Annotated in this window: 13 protein-coding genes; 6 read left to right on the top strand and 7 right to left on the bottom strand. The window is 64.2% G+C overall.

Going from position 1 to position 18,799, the window contains the following annotated elements; genetic code table 11:
* The first annotated feature begins 46 nt into the window (after positions 1-46).
* Positions 47-1,882, top strand: coding sequence for a hypothetical protein (locus tag ACQS5P_RS10230; protein WP_428940792.1), 1,836 nt, complete (start codon positions 47-49; stop codon positions 1,880-1,882).
* A 107-nt stretch (positions 1,883-1,989) separates the two neighbouring features.
* On the opposite strand, the gene ACQS5P_RS10225 is transcribed toward ACQS5P_RS10230, so the two are convergent.
* The gene (locus ACQS5P_RS10225; protein WP_428940791.1) at positions 1,990-2,973 is read right to left on the bottom strand and encodes an aldo/keto reductase; all 984 of its coding nucleotides are present in this window, start codon (positions 2,971-2,973) and stop codon (positions 1,990-1,992) included.
* Positions 2,974-3,159: 186 nt separating this feature from the next.
* Between ACQS5P_RS10225 and ACQS5P_RS10220 the strand changes: the two genes are divergently transcribed.
* Positions 3,160-5,037 (top strand): chloride channel protein, encoded by a 1,878-nt coding sequence (locus ACQS5P_RS10220; protein WP_428940790.1) that lies wholly within the window; start codon positions 3,160-3,162, stop codon positions 5,035-5,037.
* Between the two features lies 1 nt (position 5,038).
* On the opposite strand, the gene ACQS5P_RS10215 is transcribed toward ACQS5P_RS10220, so the two are convergent.
* The gene (locus tag ACQS5P_RS10215) at positions 5,039-5,818 is read right to left on the bottom strand and encodes an SDR family NAD(P)-dependent oxidoreductase (protein ID WP_428940789.1); all 780 of its coding nucleotides are present in this window, start codon (positions 5,816-5,818) and stop codon (positions 5,039-5,041) included.
* A 38-nt stretch (positions 5,819-5,856) separates the two neighbouring features.
* On the bottom strand, positions 5,857-7,032 hold the full coding sequence (alr, locus tag ACQS5P_RS10210) for an alanine racemase (RefSeq protein ID WP_428940788.1): 1,176 nt from the start codon (positions 7,030-7,032) through the stop codon (positions 5,857-5,859).
* A gap of 109 nt (positions 7,033-7,141) precedes the next feature.
* On the opposite strand from alr, the gene abc-f reads away from it, so the two are divergent.
* Positions 7,142-9,070 carry a ribosomal protection-like ABC-F family protein gene (abc-f, locus tag ACQS5P_RS10205; protein WP_428940787.1) on the top strand — a complete coding sequence of 643 codons (1,929 nt, stop codon included), beginning with the start codon at positions 7,142-7,144 and terminating at the stop codon, positions 9,068-9,070.
* Positions 9,071-9,160: 90 nt separating this feature from the next.
* On the opposite strand, the gene ACQS5P_RS10200 is transcribed toward abc-f, so the two are convergent.
* From ACQS5P_RS10200 to amrA, 4 genes are all read right to left on the bottom strand, one after another.
* Complete coding sequence (locus tag ACQS5P_RS10200) at positions 9,161-9,757, bottom strand: hypothetical protein (protein WP_428940786.1); 597 nt, start codon at positions 9,755-9,757, stop codon at positions 9,161-9,163.
* A gap of 108 nt (positions 9,758-9,865) precedes the next feature.
* Entirely contained in the window at positions 9,866-12,850 is a 2,985-nt protein-coding gene (gene ccsA, locus ACQS5P_RS10195; RefSeq protein WP_428940785.1) for a cytochrome c biogenesis protein CcsA, read from the bottom strand.
* A gap of 13 nt (positions 12,851-12,863) precedes the next feature.
* Positions 12,864-14,114, bottom strand: coding sequence for a hypothetical protein (locus ACQS5P_RS10190; protein WP_428940784.1), 1,251 nt, complete (start codon positions 14,112-14,114; stop codon positions 12,864-12,866).
* A 13-nt stretch (positions 14,115-14,127) separates the two neighbouring features.
* A complete protein-coding gene (gene amrA, locus ACQS5P_RS10185) occupies positions 14,128-14,829 on the bottom strand; it encodes an AmmeMemoRadiSam system protein A (protein ID WP_428940783.1) in 702 nt (233 codons plus the stop codon).
* A 195-nt stretch (positions 14,830-15,024) separates the two neighbouring features.
* On the opposite strand from amrA, the gene ACQS5P_RS10180 reads away from it, so the two are divergent.
* The 3 genes from ACQS5P_RS10180 (at position 15,025) to ACQS5P_RS10170 (ending at position 18,758) form a co-directional block, all read left to right on the top strand.
* The gene (locus ACQS5P_RS10180; protein ID WP_428940782.1) at positions 15,025-15,246 is read left to right on the top strand and encodes a hypothetical protein; all 222 of its coding nucleotides are present in this window, start codon (positions 15,025-15,027) and stop codon (positions 15,244-15,246) included.
* 70 nt (positions 15,247-15,316) lie between these two features.
* Positions 15,317-15,757 carry a hypothetical protein gene (locus tag ACQS5P_RS10175; RefSeq protein ID WP_428940781.1) on the top strand — a complete coding sequence of 147 codons (441 nt, stop codon included), beginning with the start codon at positions 15,317-15,319 and terminating at the stop codon, positions 15,755-15,757.
* A gap of 994 nt (positions 15,758-16,751) precedes the next feature.
* Positions 16,752-18,758: a hypothetical protein gene (locus ACQS5P_RS10170; RefSeq protein ID WP_428940780.1), complete on the top strand. Its 2,007-nt coding sequence runs from the start codon at positions 16,752-16,754 to the stop codon at positions 18,756-18,758.
* The last annotated feature ends 41 nt before the right edge of the window (positions 18,759-18,799 follow it).

Genomic DNA, 18,799 nt, shown 5'->3' with positions numbered 1-18,799 from the left:
GGCATCTGTCCGGCGCCATTGGGCGGGCAGCGAACAGGGGATTGGCATGAAGCGCAAGCGGCGGTGGCTGACCATCCTCGGGGCACTGCTGGCGGCCGTGGTGATCGCGGCGGCGGTGGTGCTTCTCAGCATCGGGCGATCCGGCTCAGGGGCGCTGGAAAGATGGATCGGCTACCAGCTTCAGCTCATCGCCAACTCGTACCTGAACCCCCGGCTCAGCTTCACCGACCTGGATTACACGTATCCGGGCACGGTTTCGCTGAAAGACCTGCGACTCACGGCGGATGATCCCTCCAGCCCGGGAAGAACCATCGACATCATCGGCTGCGGACAGGCGACGATCACGCTGGCGGAGGTGCCGCAGGTGGGCAAGCCGATCGTGATCGAGAAGATCATATTGGAAAGGCCGCTGTTTTCCGCGGTCGCAACGGAGCCGAATTCCAGCCAGTTCATCGGGTTTTCCAACCTGCTGCGCGGGGAAGAGACGGCGGCGGAGCAACCGCCGGCAAGCCAGCCGCGCGCCCAGCCGCCGGAGCCGGCGCCCAGGCTCAGCGACGTTTTCCAGATGCGCCTGGTGCAGCTCATCGACGGACGGATCGTGTACGACCCGCGAATTGCCGGCACCGATCCGATGGAGCTGGATCAGATCAACACGCGGCTGGACATCCAGCCCGCCGCCGAGCCGGGGTGGTACAGGCTCGATACCTCGATCGCGCGCAGGCCCGTATTCGATCTGAGCGTGGCCGGGCAACTCAACCTCGACACGTTCCGCGTGCAGGATGCCGTGGTCAAGCTGCTGGCCGATCTGGACGAGCAGAAGCTGAACTACCTTCCGCCGCAGCTTCAGAAGATCCTGCGGCAATACGAGGCCCGCGGCATGCTCGAGATGAACGTGAGCGGATCGATGCCGCTGATGCAGCCACTGCAAGGCGATTTGCGGGCGGCGGTCAAGCTCAGTGGCGCCAACGTCACGCTGGGCGAGCATCGCATCCCGATCGAGAACTTCGACCTGGCGGCCCGGTTCGCCGACGGGCGGATCGATCTGTCGGAGCTGAAGATTGACGCCCTGCATGGATCGCTGCGGCTGAGCGGTTCGGCAGTCCTGAACGAACGGCTGGATGCCGATGTGAAGCTGACGGTCGTGGGCATGCTGCTCCAGGACTTGCTCGCGTCGCGCAAGGAAGGCGAGCCGCTGAAGCTGGCCGGGAAGGTGGATGCGCAGATCGTGGCGGCGGCGCCGCTGAAGGTCGTCGCCGCCAGGGTGCAGCCTCCGGCGACGCAGCCATCGACGCAGCCCTGGCGTTGGGCGGAGTTTGCATCGCAGCCGCTGCCGAGCGAGTGGGGCTGGGGCACGCTGGCGGTGACCGAGGCGCGGCTGGTGCAGATTCCGTTTATCCACGATCTGTCGGAGCGGATCGCGCAGGCGGCGAAGATCGTGAAGGTGCCGATTGCCGCCGGTGGCAAGCCGCCGCCGCCAAGGGAACGCATCCACGCGGCGTTCAGCTTTCGTGGCGATGCGATTCAGTTGACGGACCTGGAATACGTTGGCGAGGTGGTGGCCGCGCGCGGCAAGGGCAGCATCGGGCTGGACCAGCGGCTGGACCTGACGCTCAACGGCGGGCCTATCGAAAAGGTCCAGGCCATGCTCGGCAAGGAAGTCGGCGGGGCCATCGCGATGGTGACGGATCGGGTGCTGGCCTATCACGTGACCGGCAGCCTCAACGAGCCGAAGGTTGAGGTGCTGGTCGGCGGTGGCACCGTCCAGCAGACGGCAAAGACAGCCGAAACCGGCGTCAAAAAGATCGGCGAAGGAATCGGCAAAGGGCTGGGCACTATCGGCCGGCAGATCGGCAGGATCGGCAAAAAGAAGGACGAAGAATGAGGCGCACAGGATGACCGCGGCCAGTCGTCAGGCGTGGTTGGCTGGCCGCTGGCTTGAATGCAACTGTGCGCCTCGGCGGCGATTCCTGCCCGTATTACGTGCCTTCATCACCAGGCGTATGCTTCGGGCGCGGGCCCGCCGGGGCCGGGGAAGATCTCGTCCAGTTTCTTCATCGCGGCTTCGTCGAGCTTGATCTCCAGGGCGCGCAGGCAGCCGGTAAGTTGGTCCATCGTCCGCGGGCCGATGATCGGCGCGGTGATGGCCGGGTTGGCCAGCACCCACGCCAGCGCCACGTTGGCCGGTTCCTCGCCAAGCTCCCTGCAAAACGCCTCGAAGCGTTCGATCTGCGGGCGGACTTTTTCCAGGCGTTTTTGCGCCTGTTCGCCGGCGGTTCGTCCCTTGTTCTGTTTGCTGAGGATGCCCCCGAGCACGCCGCCATCCAGCGGGCTCCAGGGGATCACGCCCAGCCCGTAGTACCTGCACGCCGGCAGAACCTCCAGCTCGATCGTGCGGCACAGCAGGCTGTATTTGCTCTGCTCGCTGACCAGCCCCATGAAATTCCGCTTCCGCGCCTCCTGATTGGCGGTGGCGATGTGCCAGCCACCGAAGTTGCTCGAACCGACGTACACCACCTTGCCCTGCTGCACGAGCAGCTCGAAGGCCTGCCACAATTCTTCCCACGGCGCATCTCGCCAGATGTGGTGCATCTGGTACAGGTCGATGTAGTCGGTTCTGAGCCGTTTGAGGCTGTTCTCACAGGCGCGACGGATCTTCAGGGCATTCAGGCCACGATCCATCACCAGATCCTGCGGATCCTGGTTCATCGGCCCATGCACTTTGGTGGCCAGGATCACTTTTTCGCGTCGTCCGCCGCCCTGCGCGAACCATCGCCCGATGATCTGTTCGGTGACGCCTTCGCCCTTTTTCCAGCCATAGACGTCGGCGGTGTCGAAGAAGTTGATTCCCAACTCCAGCGCCTTGTCCATCTGAGCGAAGGCTTCGGTCTCGCTGGTATGCGGACCGTAGTTCATCGTCCCCAGGCAAAGGCGGCTGACTTTCAAACCGGTGCGACCGAGGTTGGTGTATTGCATGGCTGCTCCATCCCGTACACAGAACAAAACGCTGGAGTGCCATCTTAGGAATTGACCTCGCCGCTGTCAGCAGCGCCGCGCCCAGGCTGAGGCTGATGAGGACTGTTAGGTGATACCCCGATTGTGGCGGATGACGCCTTTGCCCTATAGCAGACACCGAGCATGCTTCCACCCCATGATGTCGAAATGGCTTTGACCACGGAGGGTCTGCCTGTGTCGGTGTCGATCGGCCCGGCGCTGGCCCAAGCGGGGGTTCCGCCGCGAAGCTCGCTGATCGATTCCCGTGTCGTGCTGCTGTGTGCGATCACGATCGTGCTGGCCGTCGCCGCGGCGCTGCTGGCCGAGGTTCTTGTTCACCTGATCGCGCTGTTCACGAACGTTTCGTTCTACGGACGGTTCTCGTTCCAGAGCGCGACGCCCACGACGCAGAAGCTGGGGTGGATGGTGATCCTGGTACCGGTGATCGGTGGCATCGTAGTGGGGCTGATGGCGCGCTACGGCAGCCGCGCGATCCGCGGGCACGGGATCCCCGAAGCCATGGAGCAGGTGCTGCTGAACCAGAGCCGGATTCCGCCGCGGATGACGTTCCTCAAGCCGCTGTCGGCAGCGGTGGCGATCGGCACGGGCGGTCCTTTCGGCGCCGAGGGGCCGATCATCGCGACCGGTGGAGCGCTGGGCTCGCTGATCGGACAACTGCTGCGCACCACCGCCGCCGAGAGAAAGACCCTGCTGGCAGCGGGGGCGGCGGCGGGTATGTCCGCGACGTTCGGCAGCCCGGTCTCGGCGGTGCTGCTCGCCGTCGAGCTGCTGCTGTTCGAGTTCCGTCCGCGCTCGCTGATTCCCGTCGCCCTGGCCAGCACCACCGCCGCCGCCACCCGCATGGTCTTCCACGGCGTGGCGCCGGTCTTCGCCATGCCGGACCTGTCCCAGCCGAGCGGCCAGGCAATGGCCGTCTATGTCCTGCTGGGGGCGGTGATCGGTGCCGCGTCAGTGCTTGTGACGCGCATCGTCTACGCAGTCGAAGACCTCTTCGAGCTGCTGCCGGTGCACTGGATGTGGTGGCCGGCGATCGGCGCGGTGGCGGTCGGCGTCGTGGGGTACTTCTTTCCGCGCACGCTTGGGGTGGGGTACTTCAACATCAGCGACATCATCTCGGCGAAACTGGCGCTGGGCGCGGTCGGCATCCTGTGCCTGATGAAGTTCGCCTCCTGGTCGATCGCCCTGGGAAGCGGCACCAGCGGCGGCACGCTGGCGCCGCTGTTCACGATCGGCGGAGCAATCGGGGCGCTGCTGGGGGCCGCAGCGGCAGGGGCGCTGCCCGGTGCGGGCGTGGATCTGCGCGTTGCGGCGCTGGTGGGCATGGCGGCGATCTTCGCGGGGGCCTCCCGTGCGCTGCTGGCGTCGGTCGTCTTCGCATTTGAGACCACGCTTCAGCCACTGGGACTGCTGCCTCTGCTGGGCGGGTGCTCGGCCTCGTTCCTGATCTCCTGTCTGCTCATGCGCAACTCGATCATGACCGAGAAGATCGCCCGGCGTGGTGTGCGCGTGCCGGCGGAATACGCCGCCGATTTTCTGGATCAAGTGCTGGTGCGCGACGCCTGCTCCGCCACCGTGGTGGCGTTGCGCGGCGACCAGACGCTGGCCGAAGTGCGCGAATGGATTAACTCGCACGCTGCCGGAACCTCGCACCAGGGGTTTCCGATTCTGGATGAGAAGGGGAAGCTTCTGGGTGTCCTGACCCGACGGAACCTGTTGGATCCGGTAAACCCGGGCCAGGTGAAACTGGAATCCCTGATTCGCCGCCCGCCGATCGTCGTCTACGACGACTGCACGCTGCGTGAGGCGGCAGATCACATGGTGAACCACGACATCGGCCGACTGCCGGTGATCCGCCGTGCCCAACCGGGGCAGGTGATTGGCATGATCACGCGCAGTGATCTGCTGCGGGCACAGCGCGTTCGGCTCGAACAGCAGTTCGCGGCGCAGCGGACCATCTCGCTGCTTTGCCTGGCCGGGGCGCGGGCCGCCACCCCGGCGCAGATTCAGCCATCCGTCCGGCGATGATTCACACCCCTCGGCTCATGAAGCCGCCATCGACCAGCAAGGTATGCCCCGTGGTATAGCTGGCGGACGGCGACATGAGATAGATGGCCGCGCCGACCAGTTCCTCGGCATTGCCGAATCGGCCCATGGGGGTGTGTTTTTTGAGCCAGGCGCCGCGTTCGGTGCCTTCGATCAGCGGGCGGTTCAGGTCGGTGGGGAACACGCCCGGGGCAATGGCGTTGACCCGGATGCCGTACTGCGCCCACTCGTTGGCCAGTCCCCGCGTCAGGCCCAGCACGCCGCTCTTGCTGGCCGCGTAAGCCAAAACTTCGCTCAGGGAGATGAAGCTGGTCAGCGAGGCGATGAAAGTGATCGAGCCGCGCAGCCCCTGGGCATCGGGCTGCTGGTCTTTCATGATTCGCCCGGCCTGCTGCGCGACGATGAAGCTGCCGGTGAGATTGACACGGATGATCCGTTCAAACTCCTCAACGGGCATCTCCAGCGAGGGCTGCTTTTTGATGATGCCGGCGGCGTTGACCACCGCGTCGATGCGCCCGAACCGGCCGCGCGCCAGCTCCAGGGCGTTTTTGACGCTCTGTTCGTCGGCCACGTCGATCTGGGTGGCCTCGTGGCCGGCGCCAAGCTCGCGTTTGATGGCGGCGACCTTGTCAGGATTGGTGGACCCGGCAATGACCTTCGCTCCGGCCTGGGCACAGCCCAGCGCGATGGCCCGTCCGATGCCGCTGGTTCCGCCGGTGACGAAAACCACTCTGCCGCTGATGTCAAAACCGTTGTATGCCATGGTTGTTGTCGTTCCTTTCTTCGATTCGCCTGGCGTGATCACGCGGTGGTGTCCACTGCGACACGCTTGATCCGCGGGCCGATCCTCGTCAGCACCTCGTACGGTATCGTCTGCCCCAGTTGAGCCAGTGCATAGGCGCTTGCTGGGGAAAGTGGATCATCATCCATGACGGTGACCTCATCGCCAATCCGCGCCGCCGGTACATCATGCAGATCGATGGTGGTCAGGTCCATGCTGACGCGTCCGACGACCGGGACTTCGGTTCCGTGCAGCATCATCATCGCGCGGTTGCCCCAGGCTCGAAGATATCCATCGGCGTATCCGACGGGCACCAGCCCGATTCGCGTGTCGCGCGGGGCGTGCCAGGTCTGTCCGTACCCCACGCTCGTGCCCGCCTTGACCTCCAGAATCGAAATCAGCGGCGCGGTCCATCTGGCGGCGGGCTTGAGAAAACGGTCGGTGCTGGGCTTGCACGTGGGATCGATGCCGTACAGGCTGATTCCCGGACGGACCATGTCCAGGTGCGTGTGCGGGAAGAAGAAAATCGCGCCACTGTTGGCGGCGTGACGGATCAGCTTGCCGCTGCGCGAGGCGGCGAAATCATCCGTGGCCTGCCGGAAACGGGCGAACTGCTCGATGACATAGGGATGATCCGGGACATCGGCGGTGGCGAAATGGGTGCCAAGGCTGACCAGCTTCAGCGATCCGTGGGATTCGATCCGGGCCAGCAGCTCCTCAAGCCGCGCCAGCTCGCAGCCGCAGCGGGACATGCCCGTGTCGATCATGACATGAACCATCGCCCGGCGGTTGCGCTGCAGTGCGATGCGGGCCAGGTCGTCGGCGGCGGCGCAGGTGCCGATCGTGAGGATCCAGCCGAACTGAAGCGCCGTCTCGATCGCCTCGCGTGCCTTGCCGACATACACGTTCTCGATGGCACGAAAAACCAGGATCGGCAGCATCTGAGGCAGGGCGGCGGCCTCGTCGAGGCTGGCGACGGCGACCTGATCGACCGCGGGCGTGGGCAGGCCCTCGTAGCTGAAATTCGTCAGCGTGTCCAGGATGATGTCGGCACCGTGTCCGTAGGCGTCGGCCTTGACCATCGCGCAGACCCTGGTTCCCGGGCGCAACTGCTGGCGGATGACCCGCACGTTGTGCAGGATCGCCTGTCGCGAGACGATCAGCCGCGGCAGCCCCTGCGATTGTTTGACATCCATGGCCATCGGCACGGGCGTGGCAGTATAGCCGCCAGTCCGATCCGCTGCACGTGCCGGTGATGGGTCCCTGCGCCTCGTCGGCGGTGGGCTGATCAGCTATTCTTGCGGTGTGCCGATTGTGACGCTGGAGAACATCGAAAAGACCTTCGGACAGCGGGTGCTGTTCGAGCATCTGAATTTCTGGATCGATCGTGGCGAGCGGGTGGGGCTGATCGGTGAAAACGGCAGCGGCAAGACGACGCTGCTGAAGATCATCGCCGGGCAAATCCTGCCCGATGCCGGAACGCTCAGCCTCGCGAAGTCGATCAGGCTCGGGTATTTGCCGCAGGATGCGACCTTCGAGTCTGCCAACAGCGTGATGGACGAGGCGGAGCTGGCATTTGCGGAGCTTCATGCGCTGTCGCAGCAGCTTCGCCAGATCGAACACGCCATGGCGGGGCAGTCCGGACAGCAGCTTGAGAGAACGCTGCGGCAGTATCAGGCGATTCAGCATGAGTTCGAGCTGGCCGGGGGTTACGCCTGGCGGCACAGGCTCCAGGCGATGCTTCAGGGCGTGGGACTGGAGCCGACGACGTGGGAACAGAATGTCCAGACGCTTTCCGGCGGGCAGCGGTCACGCCTGGCGCTGGCCAAGCTGCTGCTCAGTGAACCGGACCTGCTGCTTCTGGACGAGCCGACGAATCACCTGGACCTGTCGGCGATCGAGTGGCTGGAGAATTACCTGCTTGGGTTCAGCGGGGCGGTGCTGCTGATCAGCCACGACCGCTTCCTGCTGGATCGCCTGGCCACGCGGATCGTCTGGCTGACGCGACGGCAGTTATCCAGCTTTCCGGGGAATTACTCGGCCTTTGTCCAGCAGCGTGAGGTGCAGGAGCTTTCCCAGCAGCGCGCCTATGAACAGCAACAGCAGTACATCGCCAAACAGCAGGAGTACATCCGCCGGTTCGGCGCCGGGCAGCGAGCGCGTCAGGCCAGGGGGCGCAACAAGCGGCTTAAGCGTCTGCTCAGCAGTGAGGCGATGATCGAACAGGTGGCCGCGGCCCGGCAGATCCACATCCGGCTGCACACCGACCAGCGCGCCGGGGACCGCGTGCTGAGCGTGCGCGAGCTGAGCAAGTCATACCCCGGCAAACAACTCTGGCAGGATGTTCACTTCCAGATCACGCGAGGGCAGCGCGTGGGGATCATCGGGCCTAACGGATCGGGCAAGACGACCCTGCTGCGTGTGTTGATGGGCCAGGAGGATGCCGATGCCGGCGATGTGCAGTGGGGGGCGAACCTGAACATCGGCTATTACGATCAGCGGCTGGATGACTTCGAGGCGGAGCTGACGATCCTGGAAGAGGTCGGCCGCGATCGACCGCACATCAGGGAAAAGGAGCTGCGCGACACGCTGGCGGCGATGCTGTTCCGCGGCGACGACGTGTATAAGCCCATGGGCGTGCTCAGCGGCGGCGAGCGGGCGCGGGTGGCACTGGCGGAGCTGCTGCTGGACAAACCCAATGTGCTGCTGCTGGACGAGCCAACCAACCACCTGGACATCGCCTCATGCGAGGCACTGGAGACCGCGCTGCGCGGCTTTGAAGGAACGATCCTGTGCGTCAGTCATGATCGCTACTTCCTGGACAAGATCATCCAGCGGATGCTCGTGCTCCAGCCGCCGAAAGTGATCGATTTTGCCGGCGGGTATCGGGCCTGGCTGGAAAAGCAGCGCCAGATGCCTGCTTCTGCGGCTTCATCCATCGCAACGCCGTCGAGCACGACCGGCCGCAAACCGCAGCCGACCACCAAACCTCAAGCGGCTGCGGGCAGGCAGCGAGACAACCCCTACAAACGCCCGTTCGGTCGGCTGAGCCTCCAGCAGCTCGAAGAGCAGATTCATCAGACCGAAAAGGAGCTTGCCGAGTGTCAGGCCCGCTTCGGCGACGCCGGGCACTTCCGCGACCCTTCCCGCGCCAAGGCCCTTCAGGAACAGTTTCAGGCCCTTACGCAGAAGCTGGAACAGCTCGAGGAAGAATACTTCATGCGCGAGGCATGAAGCCCAACCACCGGCGATCGCGGCGATGCGACGCCGATCCGGATATTTCTGGTTTGCAGATTTTGAACCACCTGCGGCTACTTGTGCGTTCTACGACCAGCTCAACATCGACTGTACATCGCAGGTCCGATGGATCCGGCAGCGGATGGAGGCGTGATCCCAGAGGCGGCGCGTCTCCGGATCCAGCGCGTGCTGATGAACCTGGAACCAGTTGAGTGCGTCGGCGAAGCGAACCGACTGGCGGAAGCGCTCGTGGTCGCCCAGCTCCAGCAGAACAAAGGCGGAGACGAACGGATCGGCGGGCATGCGGCGCAGGGGAACCTTCGGCCAGATGCCTTCGGACTTCTGCAACTGGGCCAGATACGTCAATCCGCGTTCGATCGCAGCCCCGCCGCCCTGCCCGGCCATAAGCCCTCGCAGGCACAGCGCGGTGGTCATCGGATCGCCCCAGCCGCCGTCGGGTTCCTGTGCCGTCAGCACCGCGCGCAGAAGCTTGTCATACAGGGGAACGTGTGGCTGCCCCAACTCATCCAGCCGCAGCAGGGCCATGGCAGCGGCCGGGACCGGGCCGTTCAGCTCCAGTTCCAGTCGCAGCGAAGCTTCGGGCCGGCCGCTCAGCATCTGCCGCAGGAGCTTGGCGTACAGCTTGTCTCGCCAGAGCTTTTCGATGTGTCGGACGGTAGTCATAGGGGGCGCTCCTTGCCCAGCGCGTGGCCGCGCCGTGTGTTAGGTATATGTATACCCTAACAATTACCGGACGACAAGGGGAAAGATCGAAAATGAAGAAGGTTTTTGTTAGGTGGCGGGAGCCTGTGCGGTGGCCATCTCAGAACTGTAGCTACGCCAGATATTTATGGGAAGATTGCCCACCAGAATGATCGCGATCTGGCTGAAGACATACAGGGCCAGCCACGTCACCGCCGAGTCCATAAAACCATAGCTGTGCAGCCCCACGCCCAGCATGTTGGTGCCGAACCAACTCCAACTGGTGACGATGCCGGCGACCACCGAGAGGCACATCAGTCCGCGCTGGCGTACCAGCCCACCCCAGCGGGCGTGTAGAATGATCGCAATCCACAGGACGATCAGGATCGCGCCGTTTTCCTTCGGATCCCAGCCCCAGAATCGGCCCCAGGACTGGTCGGCCCAGATCCCGCCGAGGATCGTGCCCACGAAGCTGAACAACATGGCGAAGCAGACCACGCCATAGACCATGCGGGTGAGCGTGTTGCGTGCGTCGGCGTGCAGGGCGCGGGTGAACACGCCGCCCACGATGTACACCGCCGCCAGCGTCGCCGCCAGGAATGCTGCGGTATAGCCCAGGGTGATGACCACCACATGGGTAGCCAGCCAGAAGTTGGTGTCCAGCACCGCCTGGAGCATCCGCATGGTGTCACCGTCGCCCGCCAGGTAGTGAGCGATCAGCAGGGAGGGAAAAGCCACAACAGCGGCGGCGGCGCTGGGGACGGCGTTGCGGTACAGGACTTCCAGCGCCACGCAGAACGCCACCGCCGCCCACGCGATGAAAATCGCCGAGGAATACAGGTTGGTGACCGGCGGGCGTCCCTGGAGATAGATGCGCGCGATCAGCCCCAGCGTGTGGAAGACCAGCGCCACCACCAGAGTCCACAGCGCCGCCCGCGCCAGCGGACCGTGCCACTTCAACCAGCTTCCCATCGCCAGCAGGAATACGACCACGTACAACGCCATGCCACTGGTGAACGGCGAAGCGCGGTTGAACAGAACTTCCACACCCAGCTTCTGGGCCTGCGTGGGCATCCGCTGGCGGATCAGATCCCAGTACGCATTGGCGACGGCGTTGAACTGCTCGGGCATGCCGTTGTGATAGGCCTCGAGCATCGCCTGGATCGACTCGCTGCCCGGATCACGGAGGTTGTCGTGGCGCACGGCGCGGATCGCCTCGCCGAAGCTGCGCCACTGGTCGCTGACCAGCGGCGGCGAGAGCAGCAGCGAATCCAGCGCCCGCAGTCGGTTGAACAGGATGATGTGCTCGGCCAGCTCAACAATCTGCCGTTGATAGGCATCGCGGCGGTTTCGCTCGACGCCGGAGGCCAGCGTGAACTGCTCCTGAAGCTTGTCGAGTTTGGGGGTGATCTGCCCGATCGAGAACCGCTTTTCGTCATCGCTCAGGCCCAGCAGGCTCTTGATGTCCGGATGATCGATGCGGAAGACCTTGTACTCGACAGCTCGATCCGGTCGGGCAAACACATCCAGCAGCCAGTTGATCGCGGGCCGTTTGCCCTGTTCAGTGGAGAGTGTGTCCCTGCCGCTGACGATGCGCAGGCTGTTGCGCGCCAGCGAGTCCAGCGGCATGGTTCGGCCATCGAAACTGACCGGCAGCCTGCCGAACAGGTTCAGGTCGAAGGAGCCGGGCGGTTGTGCGGGCGAACGAACCAGAGACAGCAGGTACAGAATACAGATGCCCGAGACGATGGCGGCGGGGATCCAGGTGGGACGGTCCTTTCCTCTTGCGCTTGGATGCCTGTTTTTCTGCCCGCCGGGCGCGGCGTTGCGCACGCGCCCGAGGAATTGCATCAGGTGCATGCCGAAATGCACCAGCATTCCAACCCCCACCATCGTGCAGGAGATATACGGCAGCAGCCAGCCGGGATTGCGAACCACCAGCAGGATCGAAGTCTGGTCGCCGGGCTTGAAGCTGGCCTGGTAGAACGTCTCTCCGGCGTAGCGAAGCGGGTGGTTCATCCAGATCAGCACTTCGCGATCGACGTTGTTGCGTTCATCGACGAGTCTGACGAGGCTGGCGAAGTTTTTGGGGATGTCGGTTCCGGTGTAGCGGTCATGGGTGAATTTTTTCAGGTGGATCGTGTACGGACGATACTCGCGCTTGAAGCGGAGCTGAATCCAGTACTGCCGGTCGCCGACGCGGACGGGCTGTGGTTCGTGGATCTGCGGAAACTGCGGCAGCAGTGTGAGCGTGGAAACCAGGTAAGTGCCCAGGTTCTGTCCGTCGTTGCTGATCAGCGTGACGAACGCCGAGGGCTGATCGACCTGTTGCGCCTGCGTGCCGGTGGCTTTGGGACGGGGCACGATGCCGATCTGTCGGCCCACGCCCGCGGTGGGGCGGCGAGCCTGCGCCGCGCCGGGCTGCATCGGACCGACAACGTCGCTGTTGGGGTAGAACTCCTCCACATGGATCGCAAACGGCAGGCTGGGGTGCTGGATCGTCCCCTTGTGCATCAGCCGCGCGCCCGGAATCACGGTCACCTGGTCATGATCCGCCGGCGAAGGGTCGATCACCGCCAGCTCTACCTGCCGGATGTCGGAGGTGAAGTTCGAGCTGCCGCCGACATCCAGCACCATCTGCCCCTCGACCTGATACACACTGGTGATCAGCTCCCCGACCAGCAGCAGGATCAGCCCCGAGTGAATCAGCAAGATGCCGGAACGCTTGAAGCTCAGCTTGAAGCGCAGGGCGTGTGCGGCGATGAGATTGATCAACAGCAGGCTGATCAGGGTGTATCCGCCGGGAAAAGGAATCGCACCGGGGATGTTCTTGTTGCCCCATTCCCACAGCGGGAAAAACAGCCGCCATTCGATGAACGTGAACCACGTGTGGAAGTAGCGCTTCTGTACATCCCAGATGCTCAATTCGCTCTGGACGGTGGTTCCGGCGAAGATGAGCACCATGCTCAGCGCCAGCAGCACGACGGTGAATCGCAGCGAGGCCAGCGGCTGAAGATAGGCCATCAGCACCTGCCCGGCGCGCGTCTGACTTGCAGAGGCGGGGCGAATGCTCATCGCGTCGAGTGATCTAGTGCTGGTCTGGGTCACGGCTGGGACTCTGGCTGGTCGGGTCGGTTACGAACTGCACGGAATTCAGGAAACGGTCGAAGGCTGGCTCGTGCTGATCGATCAGCTTTGTCGGGCCGCTGAATTTGAAGAACCACAAATCGGGCCCCTTGGCGACAACGGCGACCAGCATGCGTTTGTTGGGTCCGACCAGGTCGTATTTCGCCGCGTCGGCGCCGCCAACGGTGAGCTGCTCGACGGGCTGCGGATCACCCTGTTTGATCGGCGGCAAGCCCACCTGTCCACGCCAGCGATTGATGTTGTCCAGGTAGGTTCCCGCGCCGGCGGCCTCAAGCTTTGAGACGATCATCTCGGCCGCCTGCCCGCCAGGCCCGGCCACCGTGAACGATACGTGACGCAGCGGCTTGGGATCGTCCTTGATCCATCCTTGGGGAAGGTCGTAGCGGATGTCCGAAGCGGCGGCCAGCGCCGCAATGGGCGGATGGCCTTGCGGAAGTTGCGGCGTGGCCGCTGCGGTGCTCGGCGCGGCGCCGCCAATGGGCGGATGTCCCGGCGGCAGTTCGCCGGGGCCGGCCTGGGCGGGAGGCGGCCCGGCTTCATCCACACGGATCGAGCGAATCAGCGACTCGAACTTCTCCCGCTGCGCCGCCACGACCTGCATCGGCCCGGCCAGCTTGAAAAACCACACCCGCCCCTCGTGCGGCACGATCGCCGCCAGCAGCGCCAGCCGCGGGTTGGCGTCTTCAGGCCCACTCAAATCGATCAGATCCACCGCCTTGCCAGCAACCTCGATGCGCTTGACGACTCGTGGCAGATCCTGTGGCTTGGACGGCGGCAGGCCAATCTGCCCTTCCCAGCGGTTGACGTTCGGCAGCAGCTCGCCGGCCTCCGGACCCAGCGGGATCACCGTCAGAACCACCTCGGGGTTCTGCGGCGAAACCTGATACGCCGCCACGCGCATCTGCCCGGCCGCGATCGCCTGCCAGCCTTCGGGAACGTCCCAGCGAAGCGTTCCGGCGCCGCCCGCGGCACTGGCATGCAGCGGCGCCCCCTGCCGCGCAGCACCCTGCTCTGATGATGCGGCGGCGCGTTCTGAGGCTGTGGCATCCGGCAGGGTCGTCGCCCCGGCTCCCAATGGCTGCTTGGGAATCTGATACGTGCGGATCGCCTGCTGATCGCGGTCGCAGCCGCACGCGAGCAACACCGCCAGCCAACAGACCAACACCGCAGGAATCGATACCGTCTTTGCCATGGTGTGGACAACTCTAGCAGCGATGGGCGGGAATTTCCTTCGCCGACGACGATGTGCTGCTGCTGGCCGACTCGCTGGCAGGTGTGGATTCGCTGGAGCTTGCCGGCGGGCAGAACGGCTCAGGACCGATTACCAGCGTCTTGAACCTGTAGAGTCTGGCCGATTCGTCGTACCGCCAGGCGTCGGGGTGCAGGCCAAGCTTCTCCGTGCAAAGCCGCGCCAACAGTTGCTCTCGAGACCAGCCGGTCTCCCGCGCCACCTGCGGCAGAAAGCATCCGCCACGGTCGCCGATCGTCAGGAAGATTCCATCCTCCTGCGGCTGGAAATCCAAACAGTGTGCCGCCTGCTCCATCGGAAAAACCACCGTCAATTCGATCTCCAGCCCGGGCAGTTCCTCCAGCGTCACCGGGCAGTCCACGAAGCGGGGATCATGCAGCACATTAATGGCTGACTGTCGCACCGCGTCGATCAGCTCATCGCGACAGTCGAGCCTGCCGACGCACCCGCGCAGGCGGTGCGTGTCCAGAGTATGAAGGGAAACGAAACACCCGGCGTGTTGATGCAGGACCGGATCATCCGGCGTGGGGGGCGTGGCCTGGTTTGAGCCGGGCTGGCCGGGCGATGCCACCGCCCCGCCCGGCGCGCTCAGCGCCGCGCGGATGGTTTGCCGCGCCACATCCAGCAGGAGTCGCCGCTGGTCCGCGGTCAGTTCCATGCGGCTCATTGTACCACAAACCAGCCTACGCAACGCATGCAAGCACGATGGGCGGAGCCCCGCTTTTGAGGCTTCGTCTCAGCATGTGTGCGCGCCTTTCAGGCATTTCTTCCGGCACGCAACCTGCGCCGGCTTATAATGAGCGCCGGAAGCATCGGCCTTGGCGATCGAGTCGTACACGGAAAGGTGCGGTGCATGATGTACCTGACGTGCGCTGCGGCACAAGTGGCCCAGATGGTGGAGTTCCCTCCGGTTTTTGTGATCCTGGTGGCGACGGTGCTGCTGGTCGTGCTGATCGCAACGGCATCCCAGGGCCGGCGATTCAACTCATCAGCACAAAACAGAATCTGCCAGGGCTGCGGCGCGGCCCATCCGCACTATGCCAATTTCTGCCGCCGCTGCGGACGGCGACTGTGAGCCAGGGCGAGGGCTTGTGTCCCCGCAAGCGTCAGCGGCCTGAATCGCCGCAGTGATCACAGGAGTTGGCGTGTCCGATCCGCAGCCGCCAAATCTCGACCCATCTGACACACCGAGGATTGCCCTCCAGCAGCCGGCGACACCGGCGCGCGGTCGACGGCCGGCGTCCGCGGCCGCGACAGTTGCTTGCCCCGATGACTGGAGCTACTGGCAGCTCAAGCGCCAGCAGGGGATCTGGCGATTTGTGCTCATCCACGGCGCATTGAGATCGGGCTTGAGCGTGGGCCTCATCCTCGCGCTGCTGCGGCTGCTCGCCTGGGATCACGACGCGCTGTTCATGGCTGGCGTGATCATCTTGCTCTGCCCGATCCTTTCGGGCTTTTACTTCCTGATGATCTGGTTGATCCAGGAGCGCGGCTACAAGACCTATCGCTACACGCAGAGTTTCGCTTTCCCCGTCATTCTCCACGCACATCCCGACGACTGCGGGCGGCAAGATCGGCAATCATGATTGCCCCGGGACCCAGGTGCCCACAAAGCCAGCGCGCAGTTTTTTTCCGTCGAGTCTTTGGCGAATATTTCCGCTCAAGTCACGATATCCACCGCGTTGTGCACCGCGATTGCGTTGCCGGACAAAGGAGTTACAGGCGACGGTGGATAACTCATTTTGCGCTTGAAGAAAACGCATCCGGAATGTGCTTGCATCGCGTATAGTGCTTTGCGTCGTCGGACGAGAAATCGGCCGGCGAAATTGGAAAAGGCTCCTGATACGGAGTCCGGCTCCTCGACGGAATCGTAAGGCCGTGCGAAGCAAGCAAATGGCGGGCACGGCAGGAGTCGGCGGCCAGCGACGGCGTCGCAAGACGCGCGCGGCTGGCGCTTGCGAAAGCGAGTGCCGGTCGCGGGGCCACCCGGAACTAATCGGCGCCGAAAAACGCCGAAGCAGGCAAGTCGGGTTATCGTCGCCGCATGTGATGCACTGGCCCGCGGGGAGAGAGTCCCCCGACAACCAGTGCGTCGGACCCAAGCCGCACGACAGTCGCTTGGTAACGGGCGGCGAAGAGCGGCGGATCCATGGAACGGGTCCGGGACAGCGAAATCCCACGGCCGTCCAGTCGGGAAACCGCTACGCCACCCCGTTGGGTGAGTGATGCCGATGCGAACGATCGGCATGAACCGTCCGTACCGAGGAGCAGTCCCCTGATCCTTGGTGCCGAGCGGACCGAGGCGGGCCCAGGCCGGGAGCAGACTTGCCAGCAAAATCGGTCCGATGCCAGATGACGCCCACGCGGTGAGCTCGCGACTCACTTCGTGGGCGTTCTGGTTTGCGCACATCGATTCACAATCCCGCTGCTGCGGCACTGGCCGACGCCCTGCATCGCGCGCTCCGCCCGCATCCGCATCGCCGCCCGCTTTGGCTGGATCTGCGACATCGGCTATCATCGGGCCATCAAGGCTGTAGCGAATGCGCCGGCGGCGCCGGGGCATGCTGTGGAGATGGTCCGATGATTCAGCGATTGACATGCATTGTGGCGTTGGCGTTGCTCGTCGGCGGCTGCGCCACGACACGAGTGGTCACCATCAGCACCAAACCCGCCGATGCGACGATCTCGATCGATGGCGTGACCCGCGGCCGCGGGCCCGTCACCGAAACCTTCACCTTCTCCAGCGCCGAGCAGACGCACCGCGTGGTGGCCTCGCGGATGGGCTACAAGGACACCCCGGTTACGCTCAATCGTGATTACAACCGCCCGGATCTGCTGATCGAGCTCAAACCGCTGACCCGGGTGATTCACATCACCGTCGCGCCCGTGCCGGCGATCATCAGCGTGGATGGCAAGCCGATCACCAGCGAGCCGGTCACCGCCATCTCCAAAGAACTGGAATTCACCGTCGATTCCAAAAACCAGTGGATCACCCACACCATCACCGCAGAAAGGCCCAACTACGATCCGGCGGTGCAGACGGTGAGCTGGACCGACCGCGATCCCAGCTACACGCTGCTGCTACAGGCCAAAAAGAAGAATCTGAACATCACCACCGAGCCGCCGGGAGCGGAGGTGCTGATCGATTACGAGAAGCTGGGCGTCAGCCCGGTTCGTGGCGCGGCGGTGGAGTTCCCTGTGGACCCGGCCAGCAATGAATTTGTTCCGCGCAAGCTCCGCGCCGAAAAACCGGGGTATATGCCAGGGGAAATCACCATCGCCTGGGACAATGGCCGCACGGACTATCACGTGGACCTGGGCGTGTATACCAAGGACATTCGGATCGTCACCGATCCGCCCGGCGCGGTGGTGAAGATCGACGGGCACGAGATCGCCTCCGACCGCAGCGGCACAGCCTTCGCCACGCTTCAATTCCCTCCGGTCAATGAAAAGGCGGAGCTGAAAACCTACACCTGCACGGTCAGCAAGAAGACGGCGGACTCGGAATGGGAACCGCAGTCGTTCACGATCGGCTGGGAGAACGGGCGGACGGAGTATCGTGTCACGCTCAAGGAGATTCTCACCCGTCCGGTCAAGCTGCTGATGCCGAACATGCGTCGCACCGATGACGGGTGGGAAGTCGTGCCCGAGTGGGTGGACACCATCGCGATGAAGGACGTGACCGAGCCGGAGCGACCGTCGCCGCAGCAACTGACGCGGCTGGCCAAGGGAACGCAGATCGGCTCGCTGGCGGTCTCGCCAGATGGAACCAAGCTGGTGTTCTCGGTGCTCAGCGCCTCGCCGGACGCCGGCGCTGGCGCCACCGCGGCGCGCTCGGAGTTCCGCTCGCAGTTACTGCTGATCAACACCGACGGCAGCGGCGGGGCCAGCATCCTCACCGACGGCAAAAGCCTGGACCTGATGCCCTGGTACAGCCCAAGGGGAGACCAGATCCTGTTTTCGTCCAACCGCTCGGCCAGGAAGCTCCAGGTGCACGCCATCTCCGCCGACGGCGCGCCAGGCATCACGCGCCTGACCACCGGCGACACGAATGACCTTTGGCCGACGATCGATTCGGATCCCAAGCCGCGATTGTTCTACCAGGCGATGGTGGACACGCGTGCGGATCCGCGGCTGTACATGACGCAACTGGGGACGATTTTCCAGACGGACCTGACGACGCTGGGGGGCACGCAGCCGCGCGTCAGCCCGCGAAACGACGCGATCATTTTCGCCGCCGTCAACGAAAAGACCGGCAAGCGCGACATCTTCCGCGTCAGCGACGGCGGAGGCGTGCCGCAGAACCTGACCAACACGCCCGATGCCGATGAATGCGACCCGAGCTGGAGCCGCGACGGCAGCAAGATCGTCTTCGCCTCCGACCGCGCCACCGCCGACGGTCGCAACAACTACGACATCTGGATGCTGGACCTGTCCAACGCCCAGGGCGCAGCCCACGAGCCTGTGCAGATCACCGCCAACGCCAGCCACGACGATTGCCCGGTTTTCGACCTGACCGGAAACAGCGTGTTTTTCCGTTCCAATCGCGGCGGGCAGTGGCAGATCTGGAATATCGCGATCAGGTAAGCGATCGACTGGTGAGCAACATCCTGGCGTCGCGGCTCGGA

Source organism: Fontivita pretiosa, assembly GCF_050410795.1.
Taxonomy (GTDB): domain Bacteria; phylum Planctomycetota; class Phycisphaerae; order Tepidisphaerales; family Tepidisphaeraceae; genus Fontivita; species Fontivita pretiosa.
Note: the sequence above shows the minus strand (reverse complement) of the source record. Positions and strands in the feature narration are given on the sequence as shown.